Origin of the sequence: Flavobacterium sp. LMO6 (assembly GCF_009495795.1) — a bacterium.
In the GTDB taxonomy this organism is placed as follows: domain Bacteria; phylum Bacteroidota; class Bacteroidia; order Flavobacteriales; family Flavobacteriaceae; genus Flavobacterium.
This window is the reverse complement of record NZ_WIBH01000013.1, coordinates 20463-46706: the sequence shown is the minus strand read 5'-3', so window position 1 is coordinate 46706 and position 26244 is coordinate 20463. Positions and strand designations below refer to the sequence as shown.

The 26244-nt window shown below is 31.8% G+C and carries 28 protein-coding genes; 10 read left to right on the top strand and 18 right to left on the bottom strand.

Features of this window, described 5'->3' with window-relative positions:
• Positions 1–12 precede the first annotated feature (12 nt).
• The 3 genes from GFJ99_RS12205 to GFJ99_RS12195 all read right to left on the bottom strand — a co-directional run bounded on the left by GFJ99_RS12205 (position 13) and on the right by GFJ99_RS12195 (position 4301).
• Positions 13–1452, bottom strand: coding sequence for an acetyl-CoA carboxylase biotin carboxylase subunit (locus GFJ99_RS12205; protein WP_040470370.1), 1440 nt, complete (start codon positions 1450–1452; stop codon positions 13–15).
• 80 nt (positions 1453–1532) lie between these two features.
• Positions 1533–2018 carry an acetyl-CoA carboxylase biotin carboxyl carrier protein subunit gene (locus tag GFJ99_RS12200; protein ID WP_153209166.1) on the bottom strand — a complete coding sequence of 162 codons (486 nt, stop codon included), beginning with the start codon at positions 2016–2018 and terminating at the stop codon, positions 1533–1535.
• Between the two features lie 93 nt (positions 2019–2111).
• Positions 2112–4301: a radical SAM protein gene (locus tag GFJ99_RS12195; protein ID WP_153209164.1), complete on the bottom strand. Its 2190-nt coding sequence runs from the start codon at positions 4299–4301 to the stop codon at positions 2112–2114.
• Positions 4302–4418: 117 nt separating this feature from the next.
• On the opposite strand from GFJ99_RS12195, the gene bshC reads away from it, so the two are divergent.
• From bshC to GFJ99_RS12180, 3 genes are all read left to right on the top strand, one after another.
• Positions 4419–6014, top strand: coding sequence for a bacillithiol biosynthesis cysteine-adding enzyme BshC (bshC, locus tag GFJ99_RS12190; protein WP_153209162.1), 1596 nt, complete (start codon positions 4419–4421; stop codon positions 6012–6014).
• 151 nt (positions 6015–6165) lie between these two features.
• Positions 6166–6993 (top strand): formylglycine-generating enzyme family protein, encoded by an 828-nt coding sequence (locus GFJ99_RS12185; RefSeq protein WP_008253879.1) that lies wholly within the window; start codon positions 6166–6168, stop codon positions 6991–6993.
• A 59-nt stretch (positions 6994–7052) separates the two neighbouring features.
• On the top strand, positions 7053–7472 hold the full coding sequence (locus GFJ99_RS12180; RefSeq protein WP_008253880.1) for a nucleoside-diphosphate kinase: 420 nt from the start codon (positions 7053–7055) through the stop codon (positions 7470–7472).
• A gap of 83 nt (positions 7473–7555) precedes the next feature.
• Here GFJ99_RS12180 and GFJ99_RS12175 read toward each other — a convergent pair whose 3' ends face one another.
• Positions 7556–7852, bottom strand: coding sequence for a DUF721 domain-containing protein (locus GFJ99_RS12175; RefSeq protein ID WP_008253882.1), 297 nt, complete (start codon positions 7850–7852; stop codon positions 7556–7558).
• 2 nt (positions 7853–7854) lie between these two features.
• On the bottom strand, positions 7855–8271 hold the full coding sequence (locus GFJ99_RS12170) for a lipocalin family protein (RefSeq protein WP_153209160.1): 417 nt from the start codon (positions 8269–8271) through the stop codon (positions 7855–7857).
• A gap of 104 nt (positions 8272–8375) precedes the next feature.
• Between GFJ99_RS12170 and GFJ99_RS12165 the strand changes: the two genes are divergently transcribed.
• The gene (locus tag GFJ99_RS12165; protein WP_153209158.1) at positions 8376–9434 is read left to right on the top strand and encodes a serine hydrolase; all 1059 of its coding nucleotides are present in this window, start codon (positions 8376–8378) and stop codon (positions 9432–9434) included.
• Between the two features lie 21 nt (positions 9435–9455).
• Here GFJ99_RS12165 and GFJ99_RS12160 read toward each other — a convergent pair whose 3' ends face one another.
• The 13 genes from GFJ99_RS12160 to GFJ99_RS12100 form a co-directional block, all read right to left on the bottom strand.
• Entirely contained in the window at positions 9456–9635 is a 180-nt protein-coding gene (locus tag GFJ99_RS12160) for a hypothetical protein (RefSeq protein ID WP_153209156.1), read from the bottom strand.
• Positions 9636–9647: 12 nt separating this feature from the next.
• Positions 9648–10628: a signal recognition particle-docking protein FtsY gene (ftsY, locus tag GFJ99_RS12155; protein ID WP_008253890.1), complete on the bottom strand. Its 981-nt coding sequence runs from the start codon at positions 10626–10628 to the stop codon at positions 9648–9650.
• 225 nt (positions 10629–10853) lie between these two features.
• On the bottom strand, positions 10854–11006 hold the full coding sequence (locus tag GFJ99_RS12150) for a DUF4295 domain-containing protein (RefSeq protein ID WP_008253891.1): 153 nt from the start codon (positions 11004–11006) through the stop codon (positions 10854–10856).
• Positions 11007–11014: 8 nt separating this feature from the next.
• A complete protein-coding gene (rpmG, locus tag GFJ99_RS12145) occupies positions 11015–11197 on the bottom strand; it encodes a 50S ribosomal protein L33 (protein ID WP_008253902.1) in 183 nt (60 codons plus the stop codon).
• Between the two features lie 21 nt (positions 11198–11218).
• Entirely contained in the window at positions 11219–11461 is a 243-nt protein-coding gene (gene rpmB, locus GFJ99_RS12140; protein WP_008253904.1) for a 50S ribosomal protein L28, read from the bottom strand.
• A gap of 79 nt (positions 11462–11540) precedes the next feature.
• Positions 11541–12788 (bottom strand): CinA family nicotinamide mononucleotide deamidase-related protein, encoded by a 1248-nt coding sequence (locus GFJ99_RS12135; protein WP_153209154.1) that lies wholly within the window; start codon positions 12786–12788, stop codon positions 11541–11543.
• A gap of 43 nt (positions 12789–12831) precedes the next feature.
• Positions 12832–13176, bottom strand: a complete 345-nt coding sequence (locus GFJ99_RS12130) for an Hpt domain-containing protein (protein WP_008253912.1) — start codon at positions 13174–13176, stop codon at positions 12832–12834.
• 2 nt (positions 13177–13178) lie between these two features.
• Complete coding sequence (locus GFJ99_RS12125; RefSeq protein WP_008253919.1) at positions 13179–13790, bottom strand: fumarylacetoacetate hydrolase family protein; 612 nt, start codon at positions 13788–13790, stop codon at positions 13179–13181.
• Between the two features lie 69 nt (positions 13791–13859).
• Positions 13860–14630: a 3'-5' exonuclease gene (locus GFJ99_RS12120; RefSeq protein WP_153209152.1), complete on the bottom strand. Its 771-nt coding sequence runs from the start codon at positions 14628–14630 to the stop codon at positions 13860–13862.
• A gap of 38 nt (positions 14631–14668) precedes the next feature.
• Positions 14669–15301, bottom strand: coding sequence for a DUF2306 domain-containing protein (locus tag GFJ99_RS12115; protein WP_153209150.1), 633 nt, complete (start codon positions 15299–15301; stop codon positions 14669–14671).
• The gene (locus tag GFJ99_RS12110; protein ID WP_153209148.1) at positions 15301–16245 is read right to left on the bottom strand and encodes a YARHG domain-containing protein; all 945 of its coding nucleotides are present in this window, start codon (positions 16243–16245) and stop codon (positions 15301–15303) included. Before GFJ99_RS12110 ends, GFJ99_RS12115 begins: the two co-directional genes overlap by 1 nt.
• An 83-nt stretch (positions 16246–16328) precedes the next feature.
• Complete coding sequence (locus tag GFJ99_RS12105; protein WP_153209146.1) at positions 16329–17633, bottom strand: dihydrolipoamide acetyltransferase family protein; 1305 nt, start codon at positions 17631–17633, stop codon at positions 16329–16331.
• 84 nt (positions 17634–17717) lie between these two features.
• Complete coding sequence (locus tag GFJ99_RS12100) at positions 17718–18842, bottom strand: glycosyltransferase family 2 protein (protein ID WP_153209145.1); 1125 nt, start codon at positions 18840–18842, stop codon at positions 17718–17720.
• Between the two features lie 91 nt (positions 18843–18933).
• Here GFJ99_RS12100 and GFJ99_RS12095 point away from each other — a divergent pair, with 91 nt between their 5' ends.
• From GFJ99_RS12095 to GFJ99_RS12070, 6 genes are all read left to right on the top strand, one after another.
• On the top strand, positions 18934–20784 hold the full coding sequence (locus tag GFJ99_RS12095; RefSeq protein WP_153209143.1) for a CocE/NonD family hydrolase: 1851 nt from the start codon (positions 18934–18936) through the stop codon (positions 20782–20784).
• A gap of 99 nt (positions 20785–20883) precedes the next feature.
• Positions 20884–22746 carry an ABC-F family ATP-binding cassette domain-containing protein gene (locus GFJ99_RS12090; protein ID WP_153209141.1) on the top strand — a complete coding sequence of 621 codons (1863 nt, stop codon included), beginning with the start codon at positions 20884–20886 and terminating at the stop codon, positions 22744–22746.
• 80 nt (positions 22747–22826) lie between these two features.
• A complete protein-coding gene (locus GFJ99_RS12085; protein WP_370454319.1) occupies positions 22827–23663 on the top strand; it encodes an O-methyltransferase in 837 nt (278 codons plus the stop codon).
• A 96-nt stretch (positions 23664–23759) separates the two neighbouring features.
• On the top strand, positions 23760–24461 hold the full coding sequence (locus GFJ99_RS12080; protein WP_008253937.1) for an ABC transporter ATP-binding protein: 702 nt from the start codon (positions 23760–23762) through the stop codon (positions 24459–24461).
• A gap of 100 nt (positions 24462–24561) precedes the next feature.
• A complete protein-coding gene (locus tag GFJ99_RS12075) occupies positions 24562–25974 on the top strand; it encodes an MATE family efflux transporter (protein ID WP_153209137.1) in 1413 nt (470 codons plus the stop codon).
• A gap of 22 nt (positions 25975–25996) precedes the next feature.
• On the top strand, positions 25997–26227 hold the full coding sequence (locus GFJ99_RS12070; RefSeq protein WP_008253940.1) for a hypothetical protein: 231 nt from the start codon (positions 25997–25999) through the stop codon (positions 26225–26227).
• Positions 26228–26244: the final 17 nt, after the last annotated feature.

The following is a 26244-nucleotide window of genomic DNA, read 5'->3' as shown; positions in this document are numbered from 1 at the left end:
TCGATGTGCCAATTAATTAGGTAATCGTAATACTTTTTGGTCTTCCAAATATTGCTTTAAAGCTATCATTGCAGCAATTTCAGCTTCTGTATCAAATTTTGATTTTAATTTTTCAGCATCATAATAAGCTTTAACAAAACCAGTATCAAAATCTCCCGAGCGGAATGCATCGTGTTCCATTACGAATTTACCAAAAGGCAATGTTGTTGCAACTCCTTCTACATGGTAATTATCAATAGCCTTAATCATTAATTCTATAGATTCTTCACGAGTTTTTCCGTATGTCACTAATTTAGAAAGCATAGGGTCATAATAAATAGGCACATCCATTCCTTCTTCAATACCGTTATCCACTCGAATTCCTTCGCCTTCAGGTAATTTGTAAGTACTTAAAAATCCAACATTTGGTAAGAAATCATTCATAGAATCTTCAGCATAAACTCGAAGTTCCATGGCATGCCCTTGAATTTTCAAATCTTCTTGCTTCATTTGTAAAGCTTCACCGCGAGCAACACGAATTTGTAATTCTACTAAATCTAAACCAGAAATCATTTCGGTAACAGGATGTTCTACTTGTAAGCGAGTATTCATCTCTAAAAAATAGAAATTATGATCGGCATCCATTAAAAACTCTACAGTTCCTGCACCTAAATAATCACATGCACGAGCTACTTTTACAGCAGCTTCTCCCATTTCTTTGCGTTTTTCTGGTGTTAAAATACACGAAGGTGCTTCTTCCACCACTTTTTGATGACGACGTTGAATACTACATTCTCTTTCAAAAACATACAACACATTACCGTGACTATCCGCCATAATTTGGATTTCGATGTGACGTGGTTTGGTTACATATTTTTCTATAAAAACAGAACCATCTCCAAAAGCCGAAGTTGCTTCACTAATTGCACGATTCATTTGCGATTCAAAATCTTCTTCTCTTTCAACTACTCGCATTCCTTTTCCTCCACCACCAGCAGACGCTTTTATTAAAATAGGAAAACCAACCGCTTTAGCCGTTTTTTTAGCTTCTTCTACATCAATAATTGCATGATCTACTCCAGGAACCATAGGAATATCATATTTCATAACGGCTTCTTTTGCCGCTAATTTACTTCCCATCATTTCAATGGCTTTCGATTTTGGTCCAATGAAAATGATATTATTTTTCTCACAAGCTTCAGCAAAAGCCGAATTTTCACTTAAAAACCCGTAACCTGGATGAACAGCATCAACGCCTAAATCTTTACAAACTTCAATAATTTTATCGCCTCGTAAATACGATTGACTTGAAGCTGCTTCACCAATACAAACCGCTTCATCTGCATATTTTACATGTAGGGCATTTCTATCGGCGGTTGAAAAAACAGCAACCGTTTTAATTCCCATTTTTTTTGCAGTTTTCATTACTCTTATGGCAATTTCACCGCGATTTGCAACTAATATTTTGGTTATTTTTTTCATTTATCCTGAATTTATTCAAGTATTTCCACTTTTTAAAAAGTCAAAATACTTACTACTTTTATCTTATCACTTTATTCAAATTCAACTAATAATTGTCCTTTGTCAACTGCATTTCCTTTTTCAACAGCAATAGATTTAATAACTCCATCTCTTGGCGAAAGGAAGCTGTTTTCCATTTTCATGGCTTCTAAAATTAATAAAGGATCGTTTTCTTTTACAGATTGACCTACTTCTACGTTAATTTCAAGAATTAAACCTGGCATTGGAGCCTTAATTGCATTAACAACTTTAGTCTTTCCTCTTTCAATTCCCATACCTTTGATTAATTCATCTAAAGCATCTGAAATTGCAACTTCATACGTATTGTTGTTGACTTTAATTGTGTATCTTTTAGAAATAAAATCTGTTGAAACAATTTCTGCTTTAAAAGGTTTGTGATCTTTTAACACATGAAACTTTAAATCCTCAACCTGAACAGCATCAAGTTTTTTAAGTTTACTTTCAGTTAGCTCAAAAGAAGTTGAACTATTCACTAAAAGTTTATAATTGGTATCCATATTAGATTATTTTTAGTTGCAGTAAACTTACAAAAAGAAATCGTTTGCGTAAATGATAAATCTCATAAATTTTGTAAAAATAATATAGCTATTTTATAATAAAAGTAATCCGGATGCTCTTAAAGTTTGCATCGGTTTACTGAACCAAAACAACTCAAAATCTTCTAATTCACTTTCAAAACTAGACTTTAGTTGAGAAAAAGTAGTTTTATTTTCACTATTAACCGAAAGTAATTTTAAAACAGAAACTAGCCATTTACCTTCTGCTTCATTTAAAATGATATCGAAGGAATTTACTTTAGTATGAAAACTTAATTTCATCATTTCCCAACTATTTCCCTTTTTAGACTTCGTAAAAATTTCAATTTGTGGATGACTTCCTAACCATACTATTCTTGAATTAGGTCTTGCAGTTAAATTTGGTTCTTTTTGAAGGCAATTGAATATAAAATCGCTCGGAATTTTAGTTTTTGGAATTTTAAAATCGAACCAATCTTGTAAATCATAATCGAAACAAATGCCATGCATATAATTAAATAAGGATTTTTTCAATCCGAAACTAAACTTGTCGTGATTGATTCCGGTTTTATCTTTAAAATTAATGTCGTTGTTGGCAAACGTAATTTTGTTCTGTTCTGGAATTACGCCAAATTCTTCAGGGAACATTCCTACAGGAGAATGCGCAGTCATAGCAAATTGATGCCAAAAACCACTTTGCAAAACACCTAATTCAAACAATTGACGCACCATTTCTAAACTATCAACGGTTTCTTGAATCGTTTGTGTTGGATAACCATACATCAAATACGCATGCACCATAATTCCCGATTCGGTAAAATTTCGAGTAACTTGTGCTACTTGTTCAACGGTAACTCCTTTTTTAATTAAGTCTAAAAGTCGGTCAGAAGCCACTTCTAATCCGCCAGAAACCGCAATACAACCCGATTCTTTCAACAACAAACATAAATCAGCAGTAAAGCTTTTTTCAAAACGAATGTTCGTCCACCAAGTGACAACTAATTTTCGTTTGATAATTTCCAAAGCTACTTCACGCATTAAAGCTGGTGGCGCTGCTTCATCAACAAAATGGAAACCATTTTCGCCCGTTTGGGCTATTAATTCTTCCATTCTGTCTACCAAAATTTTGGCAGCAATAGGTTCGTAAAGTTTTATATAATCGAGTGAAATATCACAAAATGTACATTTTCCCCAATAGCAACCGTGCGCCATGGTGAGTTTATTCCAACGACCATCGCTCCATAAACTGTGCATAGGATTTGCAATTTCGATAACCGAAATGTATTTATCTAGCAACAAATCAGAATAATCGGGTGTTCCTACTTCTGATTGTTTGTAATCGTGGCGAATGGAATTATTTTTGTAAACGACTTGGTTGTTTTCTAGAAGAAAGGTTCTTTTAGCATCCCCTAACCCCTCCAAAGGAGGTAAATTAAGAACGTAATTAACAAGCAATTCCACTGGAAGTTCTCCATCATCTAACGTAATAAAATCGAAAAATTCGAAAACACGTTGGTCTTTTAATTCACGAAGTTCCGTATTAGGAAAACCGCCTCCCATTGCAATTTTTATAGTCGGAAAATTCGCTTTTATGAATTGGCCACAACGAAAAGCGCTATATAAATTTCCAGGAAAAGGAACTGAGATTAAAACTAATTTTGGATGTATTACTTCAATTCTTTCTTTCAAAATTTTAAGCGTAATAGCATCAATGAAAGTTAGGTCATTTTGCAAATGATTGTACAATTCATCAAACGAATTTGCGCTTCTTCCTAAACGCTCTGCATAACGACTAAAACCAAAATTTTCATCGACGCATTCCACAATAAAATCGGATAAATCTTCTAAGTATAAGGTAGCTAAATGTTTGGCTTTGTCCTGCATTCCCATGGTTCCAAAGGCAAATTCCATATCATCTAGTTGTTCAAAACGAGACGCTTCGGGCAAAAAATTCCCAGCACAAATTTGTCGTGCTAATGATGGATTTTTTCCTTGAAGAAAAGCGACAACAGCATCGATGGTTTTGATGTAATCGTCCTTCAGAAATAAAATTCTTTCTGATTTGGATGATGGATGATAGGTGATGGATGAAAAAATATCCGTTAAACCTTCTTTTGAAAACAATTCTAAAATCACTTCGATACCTAAATCCATTTGGAACGCCGAAATGTTTTTGGTATTTAAAAAACCTTTAATGTAAGCCGTTGCTGGATACGGCGTATTCAGTTGGGTAAAAGGTGGTGTGATTAAGAGAATGTCTTTCAAGTTGTAGTTTTTTTGCAAAGGTAAAATTAAAATTTAAGGCTTTTAACTATAAATTGGCAAAATGTTAATTATTGTCATTTGATTTTTGATTATTTTAGCAAAAAATTACACTTTAAAATGCCAAACGACTGTATAACGTATCAAAAATCAGGCTATTTCATACCGCTAATTGTTGATTATTTAGACCAAAAATCTGAATTACAATCGTTATACAATAGATTTCCAAAAATTGAAAACTTTAAAGATCAAATGAGAGAAAAAAAACAAAATTTTCCATTTGAGAATCGTGAAATCTTGGTGTCTGAATTAGAAAAACAGTATACAAATTTTGTACTATCTGAAAATACTTTACACAACATTAAACTCTTAAAACAATCTAATACATACACTATTACAACTGGGCATCAGCTAAATTTATTTACTGGGCCGTTATATTTTTTGTACAAAATTGTTACTACTATTAATTTATGTAAAGAATTAAAAAAATCATACCCATCTGAAAATTTCGTTCCTATTTATTGGATGGCTACTGAAGACCATGATTTTGAAGAAATCAATTATTTTAATTTTAATGAGGAGAAAATTCAGTGGAAAAAAGAAAGTAATGGACCCGTTGGCCGATTAGAAACTTCGGAATTAAATTTAGTATTTGAAACTTTTTCTTCTAAACTAGGAATAGGAAATAATGCCAGTTATTTAATAGAATTATTCAAAAAATCATATCTAGAACATGAAAATTTAGCTGATGCTACGAGATATTTAGCTAATGAGTTATTTAAAAATGAAGGCTTAGTTATTCTTGATGGCGATTCTAAAGAATTGAAAAAAATATTTATTCCGCAACTAAAAGAGGAGTTAAAAAACCAAACTTCATTTAAAAAAGTAAATGAAACCATTCTTAAATTAAAAGAATACAACATTCAAGTTAGTCCAAGAGAAATTAACTTATTTTATATTCAAAATAAATTAAGAGAACGCATTATTTTTGAAAACGGAAGTTATTTAATTAATAACACTAAATTAAAATTTACAGAACAAGAACTTTTGGTTGAATTAGAAAATCATCCAGAAAATTTTAGTCCGAATGTAATTTTAAGACCACTATACCAAGAAGTTATTTTACCTAATTTATGTTATATTGGTGGTGGTGGTGAAATTGCTTATTGGTTAGAATTAAAATCTAATTTTGAAGCAAACAAAATTACATTTCCCATACTTTTAGTTCGAAATTCTGTTCTTTTAGTAACAGAAAAACAAGTTTCAAAATTAGATAAGTTAAACGTTAGTTGGAATGACGTTTTTTTATCTCAAAAAAAGCTATTAGATAAAAAAACGAAAGAATTTTCTGCGTTCAATATTGATTTTTCGGAACAAAAAGAAACTTTAAGAAAGCAATTTGAAGCATTATACGAAATTGCTAATAAAACAGATAAGTCTTTTTTAGGAGCTGTAAAAGCTCAAGAAATAAAACAACTAAAAGGTCTTGATAATTTAGAAAAAAAACTTCTTAGAGCCGAAAAAAGAATTCATACTGAAAAATTAAATAGTATTTTAAAAATTCAAGATGAATTATTTCCAAACAATGGTTTACAAGAAAGAACAGCAAATTTTGCTGCTTTTTATGATAAAATCGATTCCTATGATGCTTTTTTACAAAAACTACACGCTGATTTACAGCCTTTAGAACATAATTTCACTGTTGTTACAATTTAAAAAATATCGATAAAATGCTTTTTTGTTCGACAAAAAGCAATATATTTATTTTTTTACTATAAATTTTAGCGTAAAATCAACAATATAACATTTAAACTGCTTATTGTTAAATTATTATTATATTTGCGTACCTAAATTAACAACATAACTTATGAAAAAAATTACGTTTTATTCCACCTTATTAATTACAATTTTATCTCTTTTAGCCTTTAAAAATAGTATTATCAACTCTGATTTAGTTAAAATTCAGGGAGGAACTTTTAAAATGGGTTCAAAAAAATCTGATGGATTAGCAGATGTAGATGAGCAAAACGAACATAGTGTAACCTTAAATTCATTTGAGATTAGTAAATTTGAAGTTACCGTATGGGAATGGAAAGAATTTATTAAAGCTAACAAGATGAAAATGCCTGCAAAACCAACTTGGGGATGGCAAGACAATCATCCAATTAATGGAATAACTTGGAACGAAGCAATTGCATATTGCAACTGGTTAAGTAAAAAAGAAAAACTTCAGCCAGTGTACACAAAAAAAGGCCCAAATTTTATTTGCAACTTTAAAGCTAATGGATATAGACTTCCAACTGAAGCAGAATGGGAATATGCTGCTAAAGGAGGTGCTCTTTCAAAATCATTTAAATATAGTGGCAGTAATACTCTAGATGATGTTGCTTGGCACAAAGGGAACAGTAAAGGAACACCACATACTATAGGAACCAAATTACCAAATGAACTAGGCTTGTATGATATGAGTGGAAATGTTTGGGAATGGTGTTGGGATTGGTATAATAAAGATTTCTATAAATTAGAAAAAGGTGACAATCCAAAAGGTCCTGAAATGGGAAATAGAAGAAGTGTTAGAGGTGGTTCATGGGATAGCCAACCAAACTATGCAAGACCAGCTAATAGAATTTCTACAGAGCCAAATAAAACGCACGAATTTTATGGGTTTAGAATTGCCAGAAGTATTGTGAAATAAATTAAAAACAATCTTGCAAAACCTATTAATAATAGTAACTTTGCAAAAAATTTAAAAAAATGGCAACAAACAGAACATTTACAATGATTAAACCAGATGCTGTAGAAAACGGACATATTGGTGGAATCTTAAACATGATTACAGAAGGTGGTTTCAAAATCGTTTCTTTGAAATTAACTCAATTAACTATTGCTGATGCACAAGCTTTTTATGCTGTTCATGCTGCAAGACCATTTTTTGGTGAATTAGTTGAATTTATGACAAGAGGTCCAATCGTGGCTGCTATCTTAGAAAAAGAAAATGCAGTGGAAGATTTTAGAACTTTAATTGGTGCTACAAATCCTGCTGATGCAGCTGAAGGTACAATCCGTAAAAAATATGCTACATCAATAGGTGAAAATGCAGTTCACGGATCTGATTCTGATGAAAATGCAGCTATTGAAGGTGCTTTCCATTTTTCAGGAAGAGAGCAATTTTAATATTGAGTGTTCAGTCGCAGTTGACAGTATAGTCGATTATGTATAAAAATATAAAATCCCGATTCAATGAATCGGGATTTTATTTATCGTAAAATTAAATTTGTTACCAAGTCTTTTCGAAGTTCTTCATTTATCATTTTTATGATTTTGTCTTTTCCGTAACTTAATTCTTCTCGCAAAACTGCTGATGACAATGCAACATAAAGTGTACTTCCTTTTAATTGAATTTCAGTTGTATAATTATTTACTCCGTTTCCCATTAAGTTTTTCCATGCATCTCGAACGTTAACAACATCCATTCCTGCTTCTAACTTATTTTGCGATATAAATTGTTTTAAGACATCTCCTATCGGACTTTCTTCATTAAATCGTTTTGCCATAGTTATTTTATAGAAAATTTAGCTGGTCTTTTATAATGATACTCTAATTCTTGCTGATTTTTTAGAACTAATTTATCATTTGTTAATTCGATAATATTTTCATCCCAACTAGCATAATTTGTTTTATACTGAATAGTAGCGTCGCCATCCTTAAAAGTTATAATAATATCTTCTTGATGATCATTCGTTAAATATGTTCCATCTAATTGTGGCATTACTTTTTTTCTAAAACCTTTATTTGATTCTATTTTAAAAAAGTCAATGGTTTCATTTACCTTATATTCTTTCATTTCACCACTTGGTAGTTCTACTTTTTCAATTTCCCAATAACCATTCAAATACTGTATATTGTCATTGGTAATAGTTTGTTTACAAGACGATAATACTATAAAAGCTATAAATACGATTATTTTTTTCATTTGAAACCATTTTATTAAGGCATAAAATTACAATTATTTCTCTTTTGAATTAAACTATTCCTTACTTTTATTGTCTAACAATTGTACAACCCTAAATAACCTTTATGAAAAAAATCATAATTTTTGTAGTCGCTTTACTTTTGTTCAGTTGTAGTTCTGAGGATACTTCAAATAATGAAGAAGAAATGTATTTTCCTCCAATAGGATCATCTACATGGGAAACTAAAACGATATCTAACTTAGGATGGAATCAAGATGCCGTACAACCTTTATTAGATTATTTGGAATTAAAAAATTCAAAAAGCTTTATAATCCTTCAAAACGGAAGAATTGTAATGGAAAATTATTTCAACGGACATACAGCTTCAACGAATTGGTATTGGGCAAGCGCCGGTAAAACTTTAACAGCAACAGTTACTGGGATTGCTGAACAAGAAGGCTATCTTTCTATTAACAACAAAGTTTCTGATTATTTAGGAGAAGGTTGGACAAGTATTCCTTTAGCTAAAGAAAATTTAATTACAAATAAGCATTTATTAACCATGTCTTCAGGCTTAAACGATGCTCTAGGTGATAATGTTTCTCCTGCAAATTTACAATATGTGGCAGATGCTGGAACACGTTGGGCATATCATAATGTTTATGTCAAATTACAAGATGTAGTTTCCGAAGCGACTGGGCAAACCTGGACAAATTACTTTAATACTAAGTTAAGAGATAAAATTGGAATGACAGGTGGTGCTTGGATTCAAAATGGAGGATTGAGTGTATATTGGAGTAATACTAGAAGTATGGCACGTTTTGGTTTATTAGCTTTGAATAACGGAAAATGGGAAAATAACCAAATTATAAACGAAAATTATTTTAGAAATGGTACTACAACATCTCAAAACATAAACTTATCATATGGTTATTTATGGTGGTTAAACGGAAAAACAAGTTATCATTTACCACAATCACAATTTCAATTTTCGGGAAGTTTAATTACAAGTGCTCCAAATGATATGTATTGTGCTTTAGGAAAAAATGATCAGAAAATATATGTGATTCCCAGTAAAAAAATAGTCATCATAAGAATGGGAAATGAAGCCGATAGTTCAACTTTTGGTTTATCTGATTTTGATGATGTATTATGGCAAAAAATAAATGCTGTTATAAACTAACAGCATTTATTTTTTATTCTTTTATTTCTTTACCTTTTTTTTACCACTTGTAAATTTAATTAGCAAGTACATAAAAATTCCGAACGATGACAATCGCAAAGTAAGAAATATATAATCATTATCACTAAATGGAATAGCTACTAAAGCCATAATAATAGCCGCAATTAGCAACTGAATTGTTCTGTATTTTAAAAATTCCATGATCTATTTTACTTATTTAAAAAATGAATCTACAAATTCATATTTATTGAATACTTGTAAATCTTCAATTCCTTCACCTACTCCTATATATTTTACTGGTATTTGAAATTGGTCTGAAATTCCAATAACAACACCACCTTTTGCAGTTCCATCTAATTTTGTAACCGCTAAACAAGATACTTCTGTAGCAGCTGTAAACTGTTTTGCCTGTTCAAATGCATTTTGACCAGTAGAACCATCTAATACCAAAAGTACATCATTTGGCGTATTTTCCACCACTTTTTGCATTACTTTTTTAACTTTTGAAAGTTCGTTCATTAAACCAACTTTGTTATGTAAACGACCTGCAGTGTCAATAATTACAATATCTGCATTTTGAGCCACAGCGCTCTGTAAGGTATCAAAAGCTACAGATGCAGGATCACTTCCCATTTGTTGTTTTACAATAGGCACGCCTACTCTATCTGCCCAAATTTGTAACTGGTCAATTGCAGCTGCTCTAAATGTGTCTGCTGCGCCTAAAACGACATTGTAACCTGCCTTTTTAAACTGATAAGCTAATTTTCCAATAGTGGTAGTTTTACCAACACCATTAACACCAACAACCATAATTACATAAGGCTTCGTATTCTTTGGGATGTCAAATTGTGTAGCTTCACCGGAATTCGTTTCAGAAAGCAAACTAGCAATTTCTTCACGAAGAATTCCGTTTAACTCGTCAGTTCCTAGATATTTATCTTTTGAAACACGCTCTTCAATACGCTCAATAATCTTTAATGTTGTATTTACCCCAACGTCAGAAGAAACTAAAATTTCCTCTAAATTATCTAAAACATCTGCATCAACTTTAGATTTTCCGGCAACAGCTTTTGTTAGCTTAGAAAAAAAAGATGTTTTCGTTTTTTCTAAACCCTTATCTAAAGATTGTTTCTCCTGTTCATTTAAAACAGGTTCTTTTTTTTCGGAGGAGAATATTTTTTTAAAAAAGCTCATTTAATGATTTTTTGATTAAAATAATTATTCTTTTGAAAACAAATTAATAGGCGCCGTTTGATTGTTTATAGCCCCGATTGAAGCAAACTACCATGTAGTGCGGAAAGCGGGAACATGGTTCAAAAGAATACCTTTTGTTTAGCTTTAAAATAATATGAGACAAATGTAAAAATAAAAAAGCTACTTTCAAACGAAAGTAGCTTATCTATATAATTGTTTTATGAATTATTTCTTTTTCAAGAATTCATCAACTAATTCAGGAGCCATAACAGATTCAACGAATGTGTAAGCGCCAGATTTTGGAGATTTAACCATTTTAATAGCTTTGGTTAATCTTTTAGAAGCTGTTTGTAAAGTTGCTACGGTTTTCTTTGCCATGACTTATCTTATTTAATTTCTTTATGTACAGTTACTCTTTTTAAGATTGGATTAAATTTTTTAATCTCTAATCTATCTGGAGTATTTTTTTTATTTTTTGTAGTAATGTAACGAGATGTTCCAGGAACTCCTGAAGTTTTATGCTCTGTACATTCTAAAATAACTTGGATTCTATTACCTTTCTTTGCCATTTTGATATATATTATTGCGGATTATACAGATTTAACAAATCCGTTTGCTTTTGCATTTTTTAATACAGCAGCAATTCCATTTTTATTAATAGTTTTTAGTGCAGCAGTTGAAATTTTCAACGTAACCCATCTATCTTCTTCAGGAATGTAAAAACGTTTTTTTACTAAATTAACAGAGAATTTTCTCTTTGTTTTATTCATAGCGTGAGAAACATTGTTCCCTACCATTGCTCTTTTACCTGTAAGTTCACAAACTCTTGACATTATTATTCAGCTTTATTTCGTTATCTAAAATCAGGGTGCAAAGAAACAAAATCGATTTCATATACACAACTATCTTTTATTATTTTTTTAAAATTTCTTTATAAATGAGTTCTAATGCTTTACTAACTGCCCTATCTATAACCTTTTCACGGGGTTGACCAAAGTTAAATTCTTCAACATACACCTCGCTTTTCGTGGCAATTGCAATAAAAACTGTTCCTAATTCTGCTATATCATCTCCTTTTGTTGGACCCGCATTTCCAGTAGTAGCAATTGCAAAATCTGAAGCCATTATTTTTTGTACTGATTTTGCCATTTCAACAGCAACTTCTGCACTTACAACTCCATGTTCTATAATTAACTCATTTGCAACACCTAACACATTTGTTTTTGCTTGAGTTGCATAACTAACAACGCTTCCTTTGAAATAATTTGATGCTCCAGGAACTGCAGACAAAGTTGCGGCAATTTTTCCACCTGTACAACTTTCTGCTGTAGCAATTGTTAAATTTTTATCAGTTAATAATCTTCCTAAAACTACTTCAATAGGTTCGTCTTCATTGTATCCAACAATTATATCATGAATTAATAAATCAAGCTTTTGAACCTGATTATTTATCTCATTTCGTAATAGTTCTTCATTCGTACCTCTTGCCGTTAATCTCAAACGAACTTTTCCTGGACTTGGCAAATAAGCTAACTTTATAAATTCAGGCAAATTATCTTCCCACTCTTCAATTTGCTCCGCAATCATGCTTTCACCGCGACCATAGGTCATGATGGTTTGATGCACAATGTATGGACGCTCAAACTTTTGAACTAAATTAGTAATCACCTCATTATCAACAAGATATTTCATTTCGTAAGGAACTCCAGGTAACGATATAAAAACAGTGTTTTCCTTTTCCATCCACATACCAGGGGCTGTTCCTACTTTATTAAACAGCACCTTTGCTTTGGTTGGAACTAACGCTTGATCTCTGTTTATTTGGGTGATTGGTCTTTTATAAATTCCTTCAATAATTGATTTTACATGAAATAAAACTTCTTCATTTTCAATCAAATTATCTTCAAAATAATCACAAAATGTTTTCTTTGTTATGTCATCTTTTGTTGGCCCTAGTCCTCCTGTTACTATAACAACATCAACCTTATTTTGCAATAAATTAAGTGTATTTAAGATGTGTTTTTTATCATCTGAAATAGACAACATTTCATGAGTTGCAATTCCAATTTTATCTAAAGCTTTGGCAATATAAGACGAATTTGTATCAACAATTTGTCCAATAAGTATCTCATCACCAATGGTTACAATAGCGGCTTTCATTTAAATAATTTAATAGATTTTGGGAAAATAAAAAACAGAATAACTACAGTTTGAAATCTTTTTTAATTTCTTTTACTGCTAAATCAACTCTATCTTTTAACGATTTGAATACCTCTTTAATTTCTTTTCTTTTACCTTCTGACATAGCCCAATTCATAACCTGAAGGTTTTCTTCGTAAGCTAAATCCATTCCAAGTAAATCCAAAGTAGGCTTAATTTTATGTGATGAAGTATAAGCTTTAGTATAGTCTTTATCTTCAATTGCATTTTTAATCGATTTAATTTCAGCAGGAACCTCTTCAAAAAATAACGTTACTATTTGTAACGCAAATTCAATATCATTTTCAGAAATTTCATAAACCTTTGCTAAATTGTATTGTAAAGCCATATTTATTTGATTTGAATTTTGAACATTGGTTTACCTTCTAAAAAACCTTCTAAAACATCTCCTTCATTTACTTTTGCAACACCTTTTGGGGTACCTGTAAAAATAATATCACCTATTTTTAACGTAAAATATTGTGAAACATAAGCTATTAATTCATCTATTTTCCACAACATTAAACTTGTATTTCCTTCTTGAACTGTTGTTCCGTTTGATTGTAATTCAAAGTTAATATTTTCTAGCGAAGAATAAAGTTTTTTCGGTGTAAAGTTCCCAATTACCGCTGAATGGTCAAAAGCCTTGGCTTTTTCCCATGGTAATCCTTTTTCTTTTAATTTACTTTGCACATCTCTAGCAGTAAAATCGATTCCTAAACCAATTTCTTCATAATATTTATGAGCAAATTTAGCGTCGATATGTTTACCAACTCGGCAAATCTTAACCAAGACTTCTACTTCATGATGAATGTCATTACTAAAAGCCGGAATTACAAATGGGTTTTTATTAGGTAATATGGAAGAATCTGGCTTCAAAAAGATTACAGGTTCCGTTGGTCTTTCATTATTCAATTCCGAAATATGGTCGGCATAATTGCGACCGATACAAATTATTTTCATGATTCTAGTGATTAGTAATTAGTAAAAAGTAATTAGCAACTATTTACTAATTACTTTTCACTAATCACTCTATTTAGTGTTTAACTTTCTTAATTTAATTGCCGTCAACACTTTTTTAGTGTATAGTGGAAAATCTGCATTTTGAATCCAACCGAAATAACCAGGTTCTTTATCAAAAACATCATCCACTATAGCACCTTTGTGTTTTCCAAAACTAAAAATCTCTTTTCCTTCCTTATTCAAAGTAATGAATCCGGCAAAGTCAACTGATTTTTTTCGGGTTGTAAATTCAGATAACGATTTCATATCATTTTCTAAATTCTCATAGCGATCTAATTGCGATTTTAAGATTTCGTAAGTTGCCATTGTATCCGCTTCTGCACTATGTGCATTTTCTAAACTTTGTCCGCAATAGAATTTGTAAGCCGCACTTAAAGTACGTTCTTCCATTTTATGAAAAATAGTTTGTACATCAACAGAAACTCGGTTTTTCATATCAAAATCAACCTCAGCACGTAATAATTCCTCTGCTAAAAGCGGAATATCAAAACGGTCCGAATTAAATCCAGCCAAATCAGAATCTTTAATCATGTTGTGAACTTGCGTAGCTAATTCTTTGAATGTTGGCTCATTGGCTACTTTTTCATCGGTAATTCCATGAACTGCAGTAGTTTGTGGCGGAATTGGAATAGTAGGATTTACCAACCAAGTTTTACTTTCTTTATTTCCGTTTGGATATACTTTAAATATTGAGATTTCTACAATTCGGTCTCTTGCCACATCGATTCCTGTAGTTTCAAGATCAAAAAAACAAATTGGGCGTGTTAATTTTAATTCCATAGCGTTTATATATCTTACAAATATAATTGAAGATTTATTTATTTACTAATTCTTGAAAACTTATAATAAATAATAATTTCCGCAACTAATAAATTAAATATCCATCCCGACCATGCAGCAATTCGGTATGCATCCATTGGTAAAGGCTCCAAAAAGAAAACCAATAAATATTTGAATAATCGAAGTGAAATTGCAGACAATGTCAATGCAAAACTTCTGATGGCAAATTTTTGATGTTTGATTACTTGTTTTTTCAGTATGAAATAAAAAGATATAAAGGTGAATAATATCCAAAAAGTAGACAACAATAAAAAAGAAACTTGCGCAAATAAACCACCATTTGCATAATATGACATTACTAAACCACTTGGACCTGAAAGCAATAATAGGATTCCGACATAAAATCTTCCTGAAATTCGATGTAGTTTTATGTGTTTTTTTTGAATGTAATTCGAAAACTGTAAAGCACCAAAAATCATCAAGAATATACTTGTATACACATGAGTAAAAAAAGCAATTCTATAATGATTGAAAACTATTACATCTTGTTTAATTCGTAAAAAAGCAACATCCGTATGATATGGAATATACTGAAGTGTTATTAACAAAAGTAGATATGAAAAATAAACATATCCAATCCACAAAAGATATTTTGAATATTTAATCCACATTATCTTCCAAATGTATCGTAGTATTCTTCTGCGTTTTGTTCATAACGAAGTAGCAAATCGATATTTTTAATTTCGATTTCTGTTAAATCCTCTTTAACATCTCCAAAAACAGGCATATACCAATCAAACAATTCAAAATACATGCGCAATTGTTTATCGCGAAAAGCAAATCCATGACGTGCAAAAATAGAATTTCGAAGAATAAAAATATCGGCTTTTGACAAATTGGAAACAAAATCTGATGTTAGTTCATCGATGGAAGCATTTTTCTCGTATAACTTTTCGGTATTAGTAAAATACTCTTCAAACTCGTTTTCAACTTCTTCACCATCTATTGTATCATTATATTTTAACACATTAAATTTATCATCATTAATAAATATTTCATCAACTTTATTATTTGGATTGTATTTAAATATCTTTTTTTGAAGTTGATACTTTCTTGTTGCAACTTTTAATTCTTTTGGATTATAAGCCAACCAATTACCTATTAACAAACTGTCATTCTTACTAATATTCATTACAAAAAGTCCGTCATATTTTGACTGCTTAAACTCATCTGCTTTGATAACGAATTTACTTTCATTTTGAAAAACAATACCTTTAAAAAGGCTAATATTTCCTGCTGTTATTGAATGACCAAAAATAGAATCACCTTTAATCTCATCGATAGAAAATGTAATTTTTCTATTTAATAAGTTATAATTTTTTTCTTGATAAATGGAATCTGTTTTTTCTTCACTGATATCCGCCTTAAAATCACCAACCCAATAGCCTAATAAATCTGCTTTGCTATTTACAACTAAACTATTACTAACCTTTGGTTCTACGAATTGAATTTCTTCAAAACTTTGCTCAGCAACAAATTTTACATCATTTTTAATTGCTTCTTTACAAGAAATAGTAAAAAACGAAACACATATAAGAGAATAGAATAATTTCATAACATACTTTTAATAAATCAAAAATAACAAAAAACCCGACAGCTTTTAAAACTATCGGGTTTACTTATAAATTTATTTTCAGCTTAGAAATCTCTATTCACATCAAAAGCTTCTAGGTAATCCGCTACGCGTTTTACAAAACTTCCTCCTAACGCTCCATCAACGACTCTATGATCATAAGAGTGCGATAAGAACATTTTTTGACGGATTCCAATGAAATCTCCTTCTGGAGTTTCGATAACTGCAGGCACTTTTCTAATGGCACCTAACGCTAAAATACCTACTTGTGGTTGGTTGATAATTGGTGTTCCAAAAACAGAACCAAAAGTTCCTACATTCGTAACTGTATATGTTCCGCCTTGCGTATCGTCTGGTTTTAATTTTCCTGCTTTAGCGCGGTTTCCTAAATCGTTAACTGCTTTTGCCATTCCAACTAAATTCAATTGGTCAGCATTTTTAATTACAGGAACAATTAAGTTTCCGTTTGGTAACGCAGCTGCCATTCCTAAGTTGATATTTTTACGTTTGATGATAAAATCACCATCAACTGAAATATTCATTCCTGGGAAATCTTTCAAGGCTTTTGCCACCGCTTCCATCATAATTGGTGTAAAAGTTAACTTCTCACCTTCTCTTTTTTCGAAAGCAGCTTTCACTTTATCTCTCCATTTTACGATGTTCGTAACATCAACTTCAATGAACGATTGTACGTGAGCCGAAGTTTGAACCGAAGCTACCATGTAACCCGAAATCAACTTACGCATTCTGTCCATCTCTACAATCTCGTCACCACCATTTACAGAAACCGGAACGGCTTGTGCTACTGGAGCTGGAGTTGCTTTTGGAGCCGCTGCTGGAGTTGCAACAACTGCAGGCTGACTTCCTCTATTTTTGATATAATTTAATAAATCTTCTTTGTTTACACGGCCATCTTTACCAGAACCAGCAATTGCTTCTAATTCAGCTAAAGATATTCCTTCTTCTTTTGCAATGTTTTTCACTAGTGGCGAAAAGAACTTATCAGATGCTGAAAAATCAGCTGGAGCAACAGTTTCTTTCGCTAATTCTACTGCTTTTGCTACTTCGGCAACTGCAACCGGCTTCTCGACTTCGCTCGAAATGACATTTGAAGATTGAGAAACACCACCTTCAGTTTCGATAATAGCGATAGTTTGCCCTACTTGAACTACATCATCGGTATTAAATAAAATTTCTACAAGTGTTCCTGCAACTTCCGAAGGCACTTCGCTATCTACTTTATCAGTAGCAATTTCTAAAACCGCTTCGTCCATTTCAATTTTATCACCAACTTGTTTTAACCAGTTAGTAACTGTTGCTTCTGCAACACTTTCACCCATCTTGGGTAATTTTAATTCAAACTTTGCCATATCTTTAAACTAAAGTTGTTTTTTTGTGTTTGGTTTGCAAAAATAATAATTTTTTCTTCGTTTTATAAAGAATATAATAATTTTTTATAACAAAATTATTTGTCCTCTATCAATCGAGTTATTACTTCCAATTAGGAAGTTCGAACTTGAAATATAATTTTTATAACTTATATTATTGCTCTTATTTAACTGCATAAAAGTAATAATTTCGTTAAAATTAAAAGTAGTTGTATCAAATATTATTTCAATGTTTTTTTGTGGCTTGTTCACAAACTGATTAAAATCAAACAAATATGTTGTTGTTTTATTTAAATCTAATTTCAAATTGCGTTTAGAAAAAATAACATATTCTGAAATTTCATGTAGTTGCAATTTCTTCTGATTTTTTTTAAGAAAACTAAAAATAAAACTTCCAATATACATCATGAAATCAAAAAACCATGATTTTTTAAAATGTTTCGTATAAAAAAACTGCATTGCTTCTCTAAATCGATTCATATAAGTTTCGTCACGAACAGTGCTTTCACCTTTGTAATGAATTACCGATGTATTGTGAAAGTAGAAATTTTGATTTCCTAATTTCTTGACCATATAACTCAAATCAATATCATCTGAATACATAAAACAATTTTCATCAAAACCGCCAATATTAAGATACAATTCGCGCTTCATTACCATAAAAGCACCAACCAAAATATCTACTTCACCCGTTTGATTTTCAGATAGATGTTCGGCGTAATATTTTCCGAAGTAATTCGAAATTTTATACAATCCGAAAATCTTTGTAAAAGCCACCCAAGGCGTTGGAACGCCACGTTTGCTTTCGGGAAGAAAATTTCCAGCACCGTCAATTAATTTACAACCGATTATTCCGAGTTGCGAGTTACGAGTTACGAGTTGGGAGTTTAAAATTTCAGAAAAAGTATCTTCTGCAACAACAGTATCTGGATTTAAAATGCAAATATATTCTCCTTTGGCTTGAGCAACTCCTATATTATTTCCTTTTGGAAAACCTAAATTAGCTGTGTTTTCAATGAGTTTGATGAACGGGAATTTGGTTTTCATCATCTCACAGCTATCATCGGACGAAGCATTATCAATCACTATAATTTCTCCATCAATGCCTTCCAATGCTTTTTGAACACTGAAAACACATTGCTCTAAAAAAAAGCGCACATTATAATTAAGTATGATTACGGATAGTTGCATGATGCGAATATAATTAAAAGTTTAATTTTAACATTAGTGAATCTTCATTTTGAATAAAAACTTAATATCTTCGAAAATTAAAATTCGATTTATGAGAAAAATAGTTGCTCTAATTTTATTCTTAACATCTTTTTCAATATTTTCACAAGAGGATATTTTAGCAAATTATGATAAAAGAGAAGTTTATATTCCTATGAGGGATGGTACAAAACTTTTTACTGCCATCTATTCACCTAAAGATATTTCTTCAAGTAAAAAATATCCTATTTTGATGCAAAGAACTTGTTATAGTATTGCTCCTTATGGTGAAGATAAGTACAAAAAAACATTGGGACCAAATACATTTTTACAAAAAGACAAGTACATTTTTGTATATCAAGATGTGAGAGGAAGATACATGAGTGAAGGTACTTTTACTAATATGACGCCCCAAGTTGAACACAAAACGAAGAAAGACGTTGACGAAAGCACTGACACCTTCGATACAATTGATTGGTTAATCAAAAACATTAAAAACAATAATGGAAAAGTAGGACAATACGGAACTTCTTACCCAGGATTTTATACTGCGGTTGGAACTTTAGCCAATCATCCTGCTTTAGTCGCATCATCTCCACAAGCTCCTATTTCGGATTTCTTTTTCGATGATTTTCATCATAATGGTGCTTTCATAATGGGATATTTCAAAACTTTTCCTGTATTTGGTGTTCAAAAAACCAAACCAGAAAATAAAGCTTGGTATTCTGACCAATCGATCAAATCAATTTCAAGAGATGGTTCAATTTTTTACAGAGAAATAGGAACTTTAAAAGAAGCTGTTGACTCCTACTACAAAGACAATTTTTTCATGCAAGAAATTGTAACTCATCCTAATTACGATGAGTTTTGGAAATCTAGAAATTTATTACCTCATTTAAAAGGAATTGATCACGCAGTTATGACCGTTGGAGGATGGTACGATGCAGAGGACTTAACTGGTCCATTAAACATTTACAAAACGATTGAGAAAAACAATCCAAAAGCAAAAAACACAATTGTAATGGGACCATTTTCTCACGGAGGATGGTCGAGAGAAGCCGGAAAACATTATCACAACGACATTTATTTTGGAGATAGTATAGCTACTTTTTATCAAAAAAATATAGAATATAAATTCTTCAATCATTATCTGAAAGAAAAATCAAAAGATGCTGTAGAACTTCCTGAAGCTTATATGTTTGACACTGGTAATAAAGAATGGAAAACATTTCAGAATTGGCCACCAAAAGAAAGTACAAAACTTAATTTTTATCTAAGTTCAAACGGGAAATTGGAAACCCAAAAAAGCGGAAGTTCTAATTTTAGCGAATATTACAGCGATCCAAACAATCCTGTCCCAAGTAGCATTAACTATGCAGAATATAATGGTTTTACGCCAAGAAATTACATGAGCGAAGACCAAAGATTTGCCTTGAGTCGACCTGATGTGGTTACATTTACGACTGATTATCTAACCGAAGACATTACCTTAGCAGGAGAAATTATGGCTAAGTTAAAAATTGCTTCAACTGCAACTGATGCTGATTTTATTGTGAAAATAATTGATATTTACCCATCAGATGAACCTCAAAATAAGGACAAACCAAATGTGCTTTATGCGAACTATCATCAAATGGTGCGCAGCGAAGTAATGCCCGCTCGTTTTAGAAATAGTTTTGAAAAACCAGAAGCTTTAAATCCAAACGCAACTACAGAAGTTCATTTTAGATTACAAGATGTTTTACATACTTTCAAAAAAGGACATAAAATTCAAATACAAGTACAAAGTACTTGGTATCCGTTAATTGCTGTAAATCCTCAGAAATTTTTAGAAAATCCTTACTTAGTAGAAAAACAAGATTACACTAAGGCTTTTATTAAAATTTTTGAAGAAAGTCATTTAGAAGTAGAAATTTTAAAATAACAAATTCAAAGCCGTCAGAACTGATGGCTTTTTTTATTTAATTCCAAAAGATTGTATCATCAGTTGCAATAAACTATTTTTGCACTTCTAAATTGTATTATGAATTACTTATCAGTCGAAAATATATCGAAATCATACGGCGAACGCATTCTTTTTAAAGACGTTTCCTTTGGAATTAACAAAGATCAAAAAATAGCTTTTATCGCTAAAAACGGTTCGGGAAAAACCACCATTATGAACATGATTAATGGTTTGGATGAACCCGATACGGGTCAGGTTGTGATTCGAAAAGAGATAAAAATGGCGTTTTTGTCGCAAAATAATAATTTGCAAGACGAATTAACCATTGAGGAAAATATTTTTGCTTCAGATAATGAAATTCTGAAAGTAATTGAACGCTACGAAAAAGCTTTAGAAAATCCGAATGATGAAGAAGCATATCAACGCGCTTTTGATGATATGGACCGTCATAATGCTTGGGATTTTGAAACGCAATTCAAGCAAATTCTATACAAGCTAAAGTTGGAAGACTTAAAAATGAAAGTCAAAAACATGTCGGGTGGACAAAAAAAGCGTTTATCATTAGCGATTATTTTAATTAGCAAACCTGATTTATTGATTTTAGATGAGCCAACCAATCACTTGGATTTAGAAATGATTGAATGGTTAGAAGATTATTTTGCAAAAGAGAACATCACGTTGTTTATGGTAACGCACGACCGTTTCTTTTTGGAACGTGTTTGTAACGAAATCATTGAATTAGACAACGGAAAAATATACCAATACAAGGGCAATTATTCGTATTATTTAGAGAAAAAAGAAGAACGCCAAATTTCTGAAAATTCTAGTATCGACAAAGCTCAAAACCTTTTCATCAAAGAATTGGCTTGGATGCGCCGTCAACCAAAAGCGAGAACCACTAAATCGAAATCACGTCAAGATGATTTTTACGTGATTAAAGAAAAAGCGGAAAGTCGTAGAAAAGAAAATGTGGTAGAGCTCGAAATTAACATGGAGCGCATGGGAAGCAAAATTATCGAAATGGTAAAACTGAACAAAAGTTTTCCAGATAGAAAAATTTTGGATGATTTTTCATATTCGTTTCAACGTGGTGAACGCATTGGAATTATTGGTAAAAACGGAACAGGGAAGTCGACTTTCTTGAATATTTTAACGCAAACCATTCAACCCGATTCAGGTAAAGTAATTATTGGTGATACGATTAAAATTGGCTATTACACGCAAAGTGGCATCAACCCAAAACCGGGACAAAAAGTCATCGATATCATCAAAGAATATGGCGAATATATTCCGTTGACGAAAGGAAAAATTATTTCGGCATCGCAATTATTGGAACGCTTTTTATTTGATGCCAAAAAACAATATGATTTTGTAGAAAAATTAAGTGGTGGAGAATTGAAACGTTTGTATTTATGTACGGTTTTGATTCAAAATCCTAATTTCCTGATTCTGGATGAACCTACAAATGACTTGGATATTGTGACGTTAAATGTATTGGAAAGTTTCTTATTAGATTTCCCAGGATGTTTATTAGTGGTGAGTCACGACCGTTATTTTATGGATAAAATTGTAGATCACTTGTTTGTTTTTAGAGGCGAGGGTCAAATTGAAGATTTCCCAGGAAATTATTCTGATTTTAGAAGTTATGAAGATTCGGCAGAACCAAAAGTACTTTCTAATGTAAGTACAGAAAAGACGAGTTGGAAAGAAAAAAACACAGCATCAACCGGTTTGAATTTCAACGAACAAAAGGAATTCAATAAATTAGAACGCGAAATCAAAGATTTAGAATACAACAAAAAACAAATTGAACATGAATTCGCCGACGGAAAAGTAACTGATGATAAGATTCAAGCGAAAGCAAATGAATTACAAAAAATCATTCAGTCTTTAGAAGAAAAAGAAGAACGCTGGTTTGAATTATCAAGTAAAATGGAATAAAAACTAGTTTGCAGTCTCAGTCTCAGTTTGCAGATAAAACCGAGACTGAAAACTGTGACTGAAAACTGCGACTGAAAACTGTGACTATAATCAAATCCTACCTAAAATTCCTTTTCCATTCCAAAAACGAACATGGAGTGCATTCGCCTTTTGTGTATGATTTGGTTACGAAATGTTTTTATGACAACACTAAATATCCAGAATACGAAATAGTAAAATCGTACCGAAAATCGCTTTTAGAAAATAAAAACACGATTGAAGTAACCGATTTTGGTGCGGGTTCAAGAGTTTTTAAATCGAATACAAGAGAAATCTCAAAAATTGCACAAACCGCTGGAATTTCCTCAAAAAATGCGGAATTGCTTTTTAGAATTGTTCGTTATTTTCAACCAAAAAGCATTTTAGAAATTGGCACTTCATTAGGATTAGCAACCTCAGCACTTTCATTAGGAACTGAAAGAGTAAAAATTATCACATTAGAAGGTTGTCCAAACACGCAAAAGCAAGCGCAAGTTCAATTGCAATCCCGAAGTTTCGGGACAAATTCAAATTTTCAAAATATTGAATTTATAAACACTGAATTTTCAAGTTATTTCAAAACCCATCACCCATCACCCATCACCCATCACCTAATCTATTTCGATGGCAATCATTCTAAAAAAGCGACTTTAGATTATTTTGAAGCCTTACTTCCTACTATTTCCAATGATTCCGTTTGGATTTTTGATGACATTCATTGGTCGGCGGACATGGAAGAAGCTTGGGAAATAATAAAAAATCATCCAAAAGTTACCGTTACCATTGATACTTTTCAGTGGGGAATTGTATTTTTTAGAGCCGAACAAGAAAAAGAACATTTTATCATTAATCAGAATAAAACGATTAGTTCGCACTTGTTTGAAAGAATTCGGTTTTAATTGTAACAAATTCCTTCCTTTTTCTACTTATAATAGTGTTGTATCAATAATATTGTCATCTCGAGCGAAGTCGAGAGGCTAAATTCTAATTTCATTATGGCAAATCCGTTAATCAAAATAACCAATATCAAAAGAGATTTCCCTTTAGGAAACGAAATCGTTTATGTGTTAAAAGGCATCGATTTAGAAATTAATAAAGGCGAATATGTAGCATTAATGGGACCTTCGGGTTCTGGAAAATCGACTTTGATGAATCTTTTAGGTTGTTTAGATACGCCAACTTCTGGAACTTACATTTTAAACGGAAAATACGTTAGTGAAATGCAAGACGATGAGTTAGCTGGCATCCGAAATAAAGAAATTGGATTTGTTTTCCAAACTTTTAATTTAATGCCAAGAACCACAGCTTTAGACAATGTGGCATTGCCAATGGTTTATGCAGGTCATTCAAAATCAGAACGAGTGGAACGTGCTACTGAAGTATTGACACAAGTGGGATTAGATGACAGAATGGATCACAAACCTAATCAACTTTCAGGTGGTCAACGCCAACGTGTAGCAGTAGCAAGAGCTTTGGTGAACAAACCTTCTATCATTTTAGCCGATGAGCCAACAGGAAACTTAGATAGTAAAACTTCGGTTGAAATCATGAATTTATTCAATGAAATTCACGCCAACGGAAACACCGTAATTTTAGTAACTCACGAAGAAGACATTGCGGCTTATGCACACAGAGTCATACGTTTACGTGATGGAATTATTGAAAGCGACACGATAAATCAGAATATTAAAAAGTAAATTCAACTCACAATATTTAAACCTGACAAGATTATAAATCCTGTCGGGTTTTTTCTTGCTTTGATTTTCAAAATAACTACCTTTGCCCAAAATCTCCAAAATGACTTTTTCCGATTATACAAAAGAGTTTTCTTACAATTTAAAATTAGCCTACCCTATTATTTTAGGGATGTTAGGCCATACCATAGTGGGAATTGTAGATAACATAATGGTAGGGAAATTAGGTCCAACGGAATTAGCAGCGGTGTCATTAGGAAATAGTTTTGTATTCATTGCTATGTCGCTAGGAATTGGATTTTCAACCGCAATAACACCTTTAGTCGCAGAATCTGATGGAAAAAGTGATGTAGCTGGAGGTCGTTCGGCATTTCATCACGGGTTGTATTTATGTACCATTTTAGGAGTCGCTTTATTTACTTTAATCTTTTTTGCAAAGCCTTTAATTGCTTATATGGGGCAACCTGCAGCAGTTGTTGACATGGCTAAACCGTATTTAGATATCGTAGGTTTTTCTCTGATTCCGCTTATTATGTATCAAGCGTACAAACAATTTGCAGACGGATTGAGCGAAACCAAATATTCCATGTGGGCAACCATTATTGGAAATGTTACCAATGTGGTAATTAACTATTTCTTGATTTATGGAATATGGATCTTTCCAGAATTAGGTATTGTGGGAGCAGCTATTGGAACAATTGCTTCTAGATTCGTGATGTTAGGTTTTATGCATTATATGATGAATTTAAAACCAAAATTTCATCCGTATTTTAAAGGGTTCAGCTTAAAAGAAATTAAAAAAGAGGTCAATTTAAAAATCATTAAATTAGGTTCGCCTTCTGCTATGCAAATGTTCTTTGAAGTAGCTTTATTTACAGGAGCCATTTGGTTGTGTGGTATGATTGGAACAACAAGTCAAGCAGCAAATCAAGTTGCACTAAGTTTGGCTTCGGTTACTTTCATGTTTGCCATGGGATTAAGCGTTACTGCAATGATTCGAGTAGGAAACCAAAAAGGATTAGAAGATTATAAAAAACTTCGAAAAGTAGCTATTTCTATTTTTCTGTTAACTATATTAATTGAAGTTGTTTTTGCTTTACTTTTCATAGCATTACACACTACTTTACCTTATATTTTTGTTGATATAAATGATGCAGAAAACCTATCTAAAAATTTAGAAGTAATTTCAATTTCTGCCAATTTACTTTTGGTCGCTGCGGTTTTTCAAATATCCGATGGATTACAGGTAGTAGTTTTAGGAGCGCTTCGTGGATTGCAAGACGCAAAAATTCCAATGTATATTACGTTTATCGCCTATTGGGTAATTGGATTTCCTATTTCAATTTACTTAGGATTAGAAACCGAATTAAAAGCTGTTGGCGTTTGGATTGGATTATTAGCCGGATTAACAGCAGCAGCGATATTTTTGTATATTCGCTTTAATTATTTGACAAAAAAACTGGTTCAATTGCAAACCAATCCCGAAGCTTCGGGACAAGTTCAATTACAATCATAAAAAGAATTTAAAACATAAAAACATGAACTTACCAAAATTTGTTATCGGAGACAATACCGATTTTCCTGAAGATATTTTCGTAATCCATTTAGAATATCCAAGATTCGTAATCAATTTAAAAGATGACGAAGTAGAATTTTTAGAAGACATTGAAGAAGAAGACGAAAAAGAATTGGAATCTGAAATGGAACATTTAATTACCATTGCCGGAGAATTCTACGATAGAGAAATTGAACGATACGAGCAAGAATAGTATTCAGTGTTCAGTAA

Bases quoted from the DNA above. Each gene is read 5' to 3' on its own strand.
- GFJ99_RS12095 (WP_153209143.1), top strand. From the start codon at position 18,934: ATGAGAAAAATAGTTGCTCTAATTTTATTCTTAACATCTTTTTCAATA.
- GFJ99_RS12075 (WP_153209137.1), top strand. From the start codon at position 24,562: ATGACTTTTTCCGATTATACAAAAGAGTTTTCTTACAATTTAAAATTA.
- GFJ99_RS12200 (WP_153209166.1), bottom strand. From the start codon at position 2,018: ATGGATACCAATTATAAACTTTTAGTGAATAGTTCAACTTCTTTTGAG.
- GFJ99_RS12160 (WP_153209156.1), bottom strand. From the start codon at position 9,635: ATGGAATTTTTAAAATACAGAACAATTCAGTTGCTAATTGCGGCTATT.
- GFJ99_RS12175 (WP_008253882.1), bottom strand. From the start codon at position 7,852: ATGGCAAAACGATTTAATGAAGAAAGTCCGATAGGAGATGTCTTAAAA.
- ftsY (WP_008253890.1), bottom strand. From the start codon at position 10,628: ATGAGCTTTTTTAAAAAAATATTCTCCTCCGAAAAAAAAGAACCTGTT.
- GFJ99_RS12135 (WP_153209154.1), bottom strand. From the start codon at position 12,788: ATGAAAGCCGCTATTGTAACCATTGGTGATGAGATACTTATTGGACAA.
- GFJ99_RS12125 (WP_008253919.1), bottom strand. From the start codon at position 13,790: ATGAAAATAATTTGTATCGGTCGCAATTATGCCGACCATATTTCGGAA.
- GFJ99_RS12100 (WP_153209145.1), bottom strand. From the start codon at position 18,842: ATGCAACTATCCGTAATCATACTTAATTATAATGTGCGCTTTTTTTTA.
- GFJ99_RS12180 (WP_008253880.1), top strand. From the start codon at position 7,053: ATGGCAACAAACAGAACATTTACAATGATTAAACCAGATGCTGTAGAA.
- GFJ99_RS12130 (WP_008253912.1), bottom strand. From the start codon at position 13,176: ATGGCTTTACAATACAATTTAGCAAAGGTTTATGAAATTTCTGAAAAT.
- GFJ99_RS12080 (WP_008253937.1), top strand. From the start codon at position 23,760: ATGGCAAATCCGTTAATCAAAATAACCAATATCAAAAGAGATTTCCCT.
- GFJ99_RS12185 (WP_008253879.1), top strand. From the start codon at position 6,166: ATGAAAAAAATTACGTTTTATTCCACCTTATTAATTACAATTTTATCT.
- GFJ99_RS12070 (WP_008253940.1), top strand. From the start codon at position 25,997: ATGAACTTACCAAAATTTGTTATCGGAGACAATACCGATTTTCCTGAA.
- rpmG (WP_008253902.1), bottom strand. From the start codon at position 11,197: ATGGCAAAGAAAGGTAATAGAATCCAAGTTATTTTAGAATGTACAGAG.
- rpmB (WP_008253904.1), bottom strand. From the start codon at position 11,461: ATGTCAAGAGTTTGTGAACTTACAGGTAAAAGAGCAATGGTAGGGAAC.
- GFJ99_RS12110 (WP_153209148.1), bottom strand. From the start codon at position 16,245: ATGAAATTATTCTATTCTCTTATATGTGTTTCGTTTTTTACTATTTCT.
- GFJ99_RS12120 (WP_153209152.1), bottom strand. From the start codon at position 14,630: ATGGAATTAAAATTAACACGCCCAATTTGTTTTTTTGATCTTGAAACT.
- GFJ99_RS12170 (WP_153209160.1), bottom strand. From the start codon at position 8,271: ATGAAAAAAATAATCGTATTTATAGCTTTTATAGTATTATCGTCTTGT.
- GFJ99_RS12090 (WP_153209141.1), top strand. From the start codon at position 20,884: ATGAATTACTTATCAGTCGAAAATATATCGAAATCATACGGCGAACGC.
- GFJ99_RS12105 (WP_153209146.1), bottom strand. From the start codon at position 17,633: ATGGCAAAGTTTGAATTAAAATTACCCAAGATGGGTGAAAGTGTTGCA.
- GFJ99_RS12115 (WP_153209150.1), bottom strand. From the start codon at position 15,301: ATGTGGATTAAATATTCAAAATATCTTTTGTGGATTGGATATGTTTAT.
- bshC (WP_153209162.1), top strand. From the start codon at position 4,419: ATGCCAAACGACTGTATAACGTATCAAAAATCAGGCTATTTCATACCG.
- GFJ99_RS12150 (WP_008253891.1), bottom strand. From the start codon at position 11,006: ATGGCAAAGAAAACCGTAGCAACTTTACAAACAGCTTCTAAAAGATTA.
- GFJ99_RS12165 (WP_153209158.1), top strand. From the start codon at position 8,376: ATGAAAAAAATCATAATTTTTGTAGTCGCTTTACTTTTGTTCAGTTGT.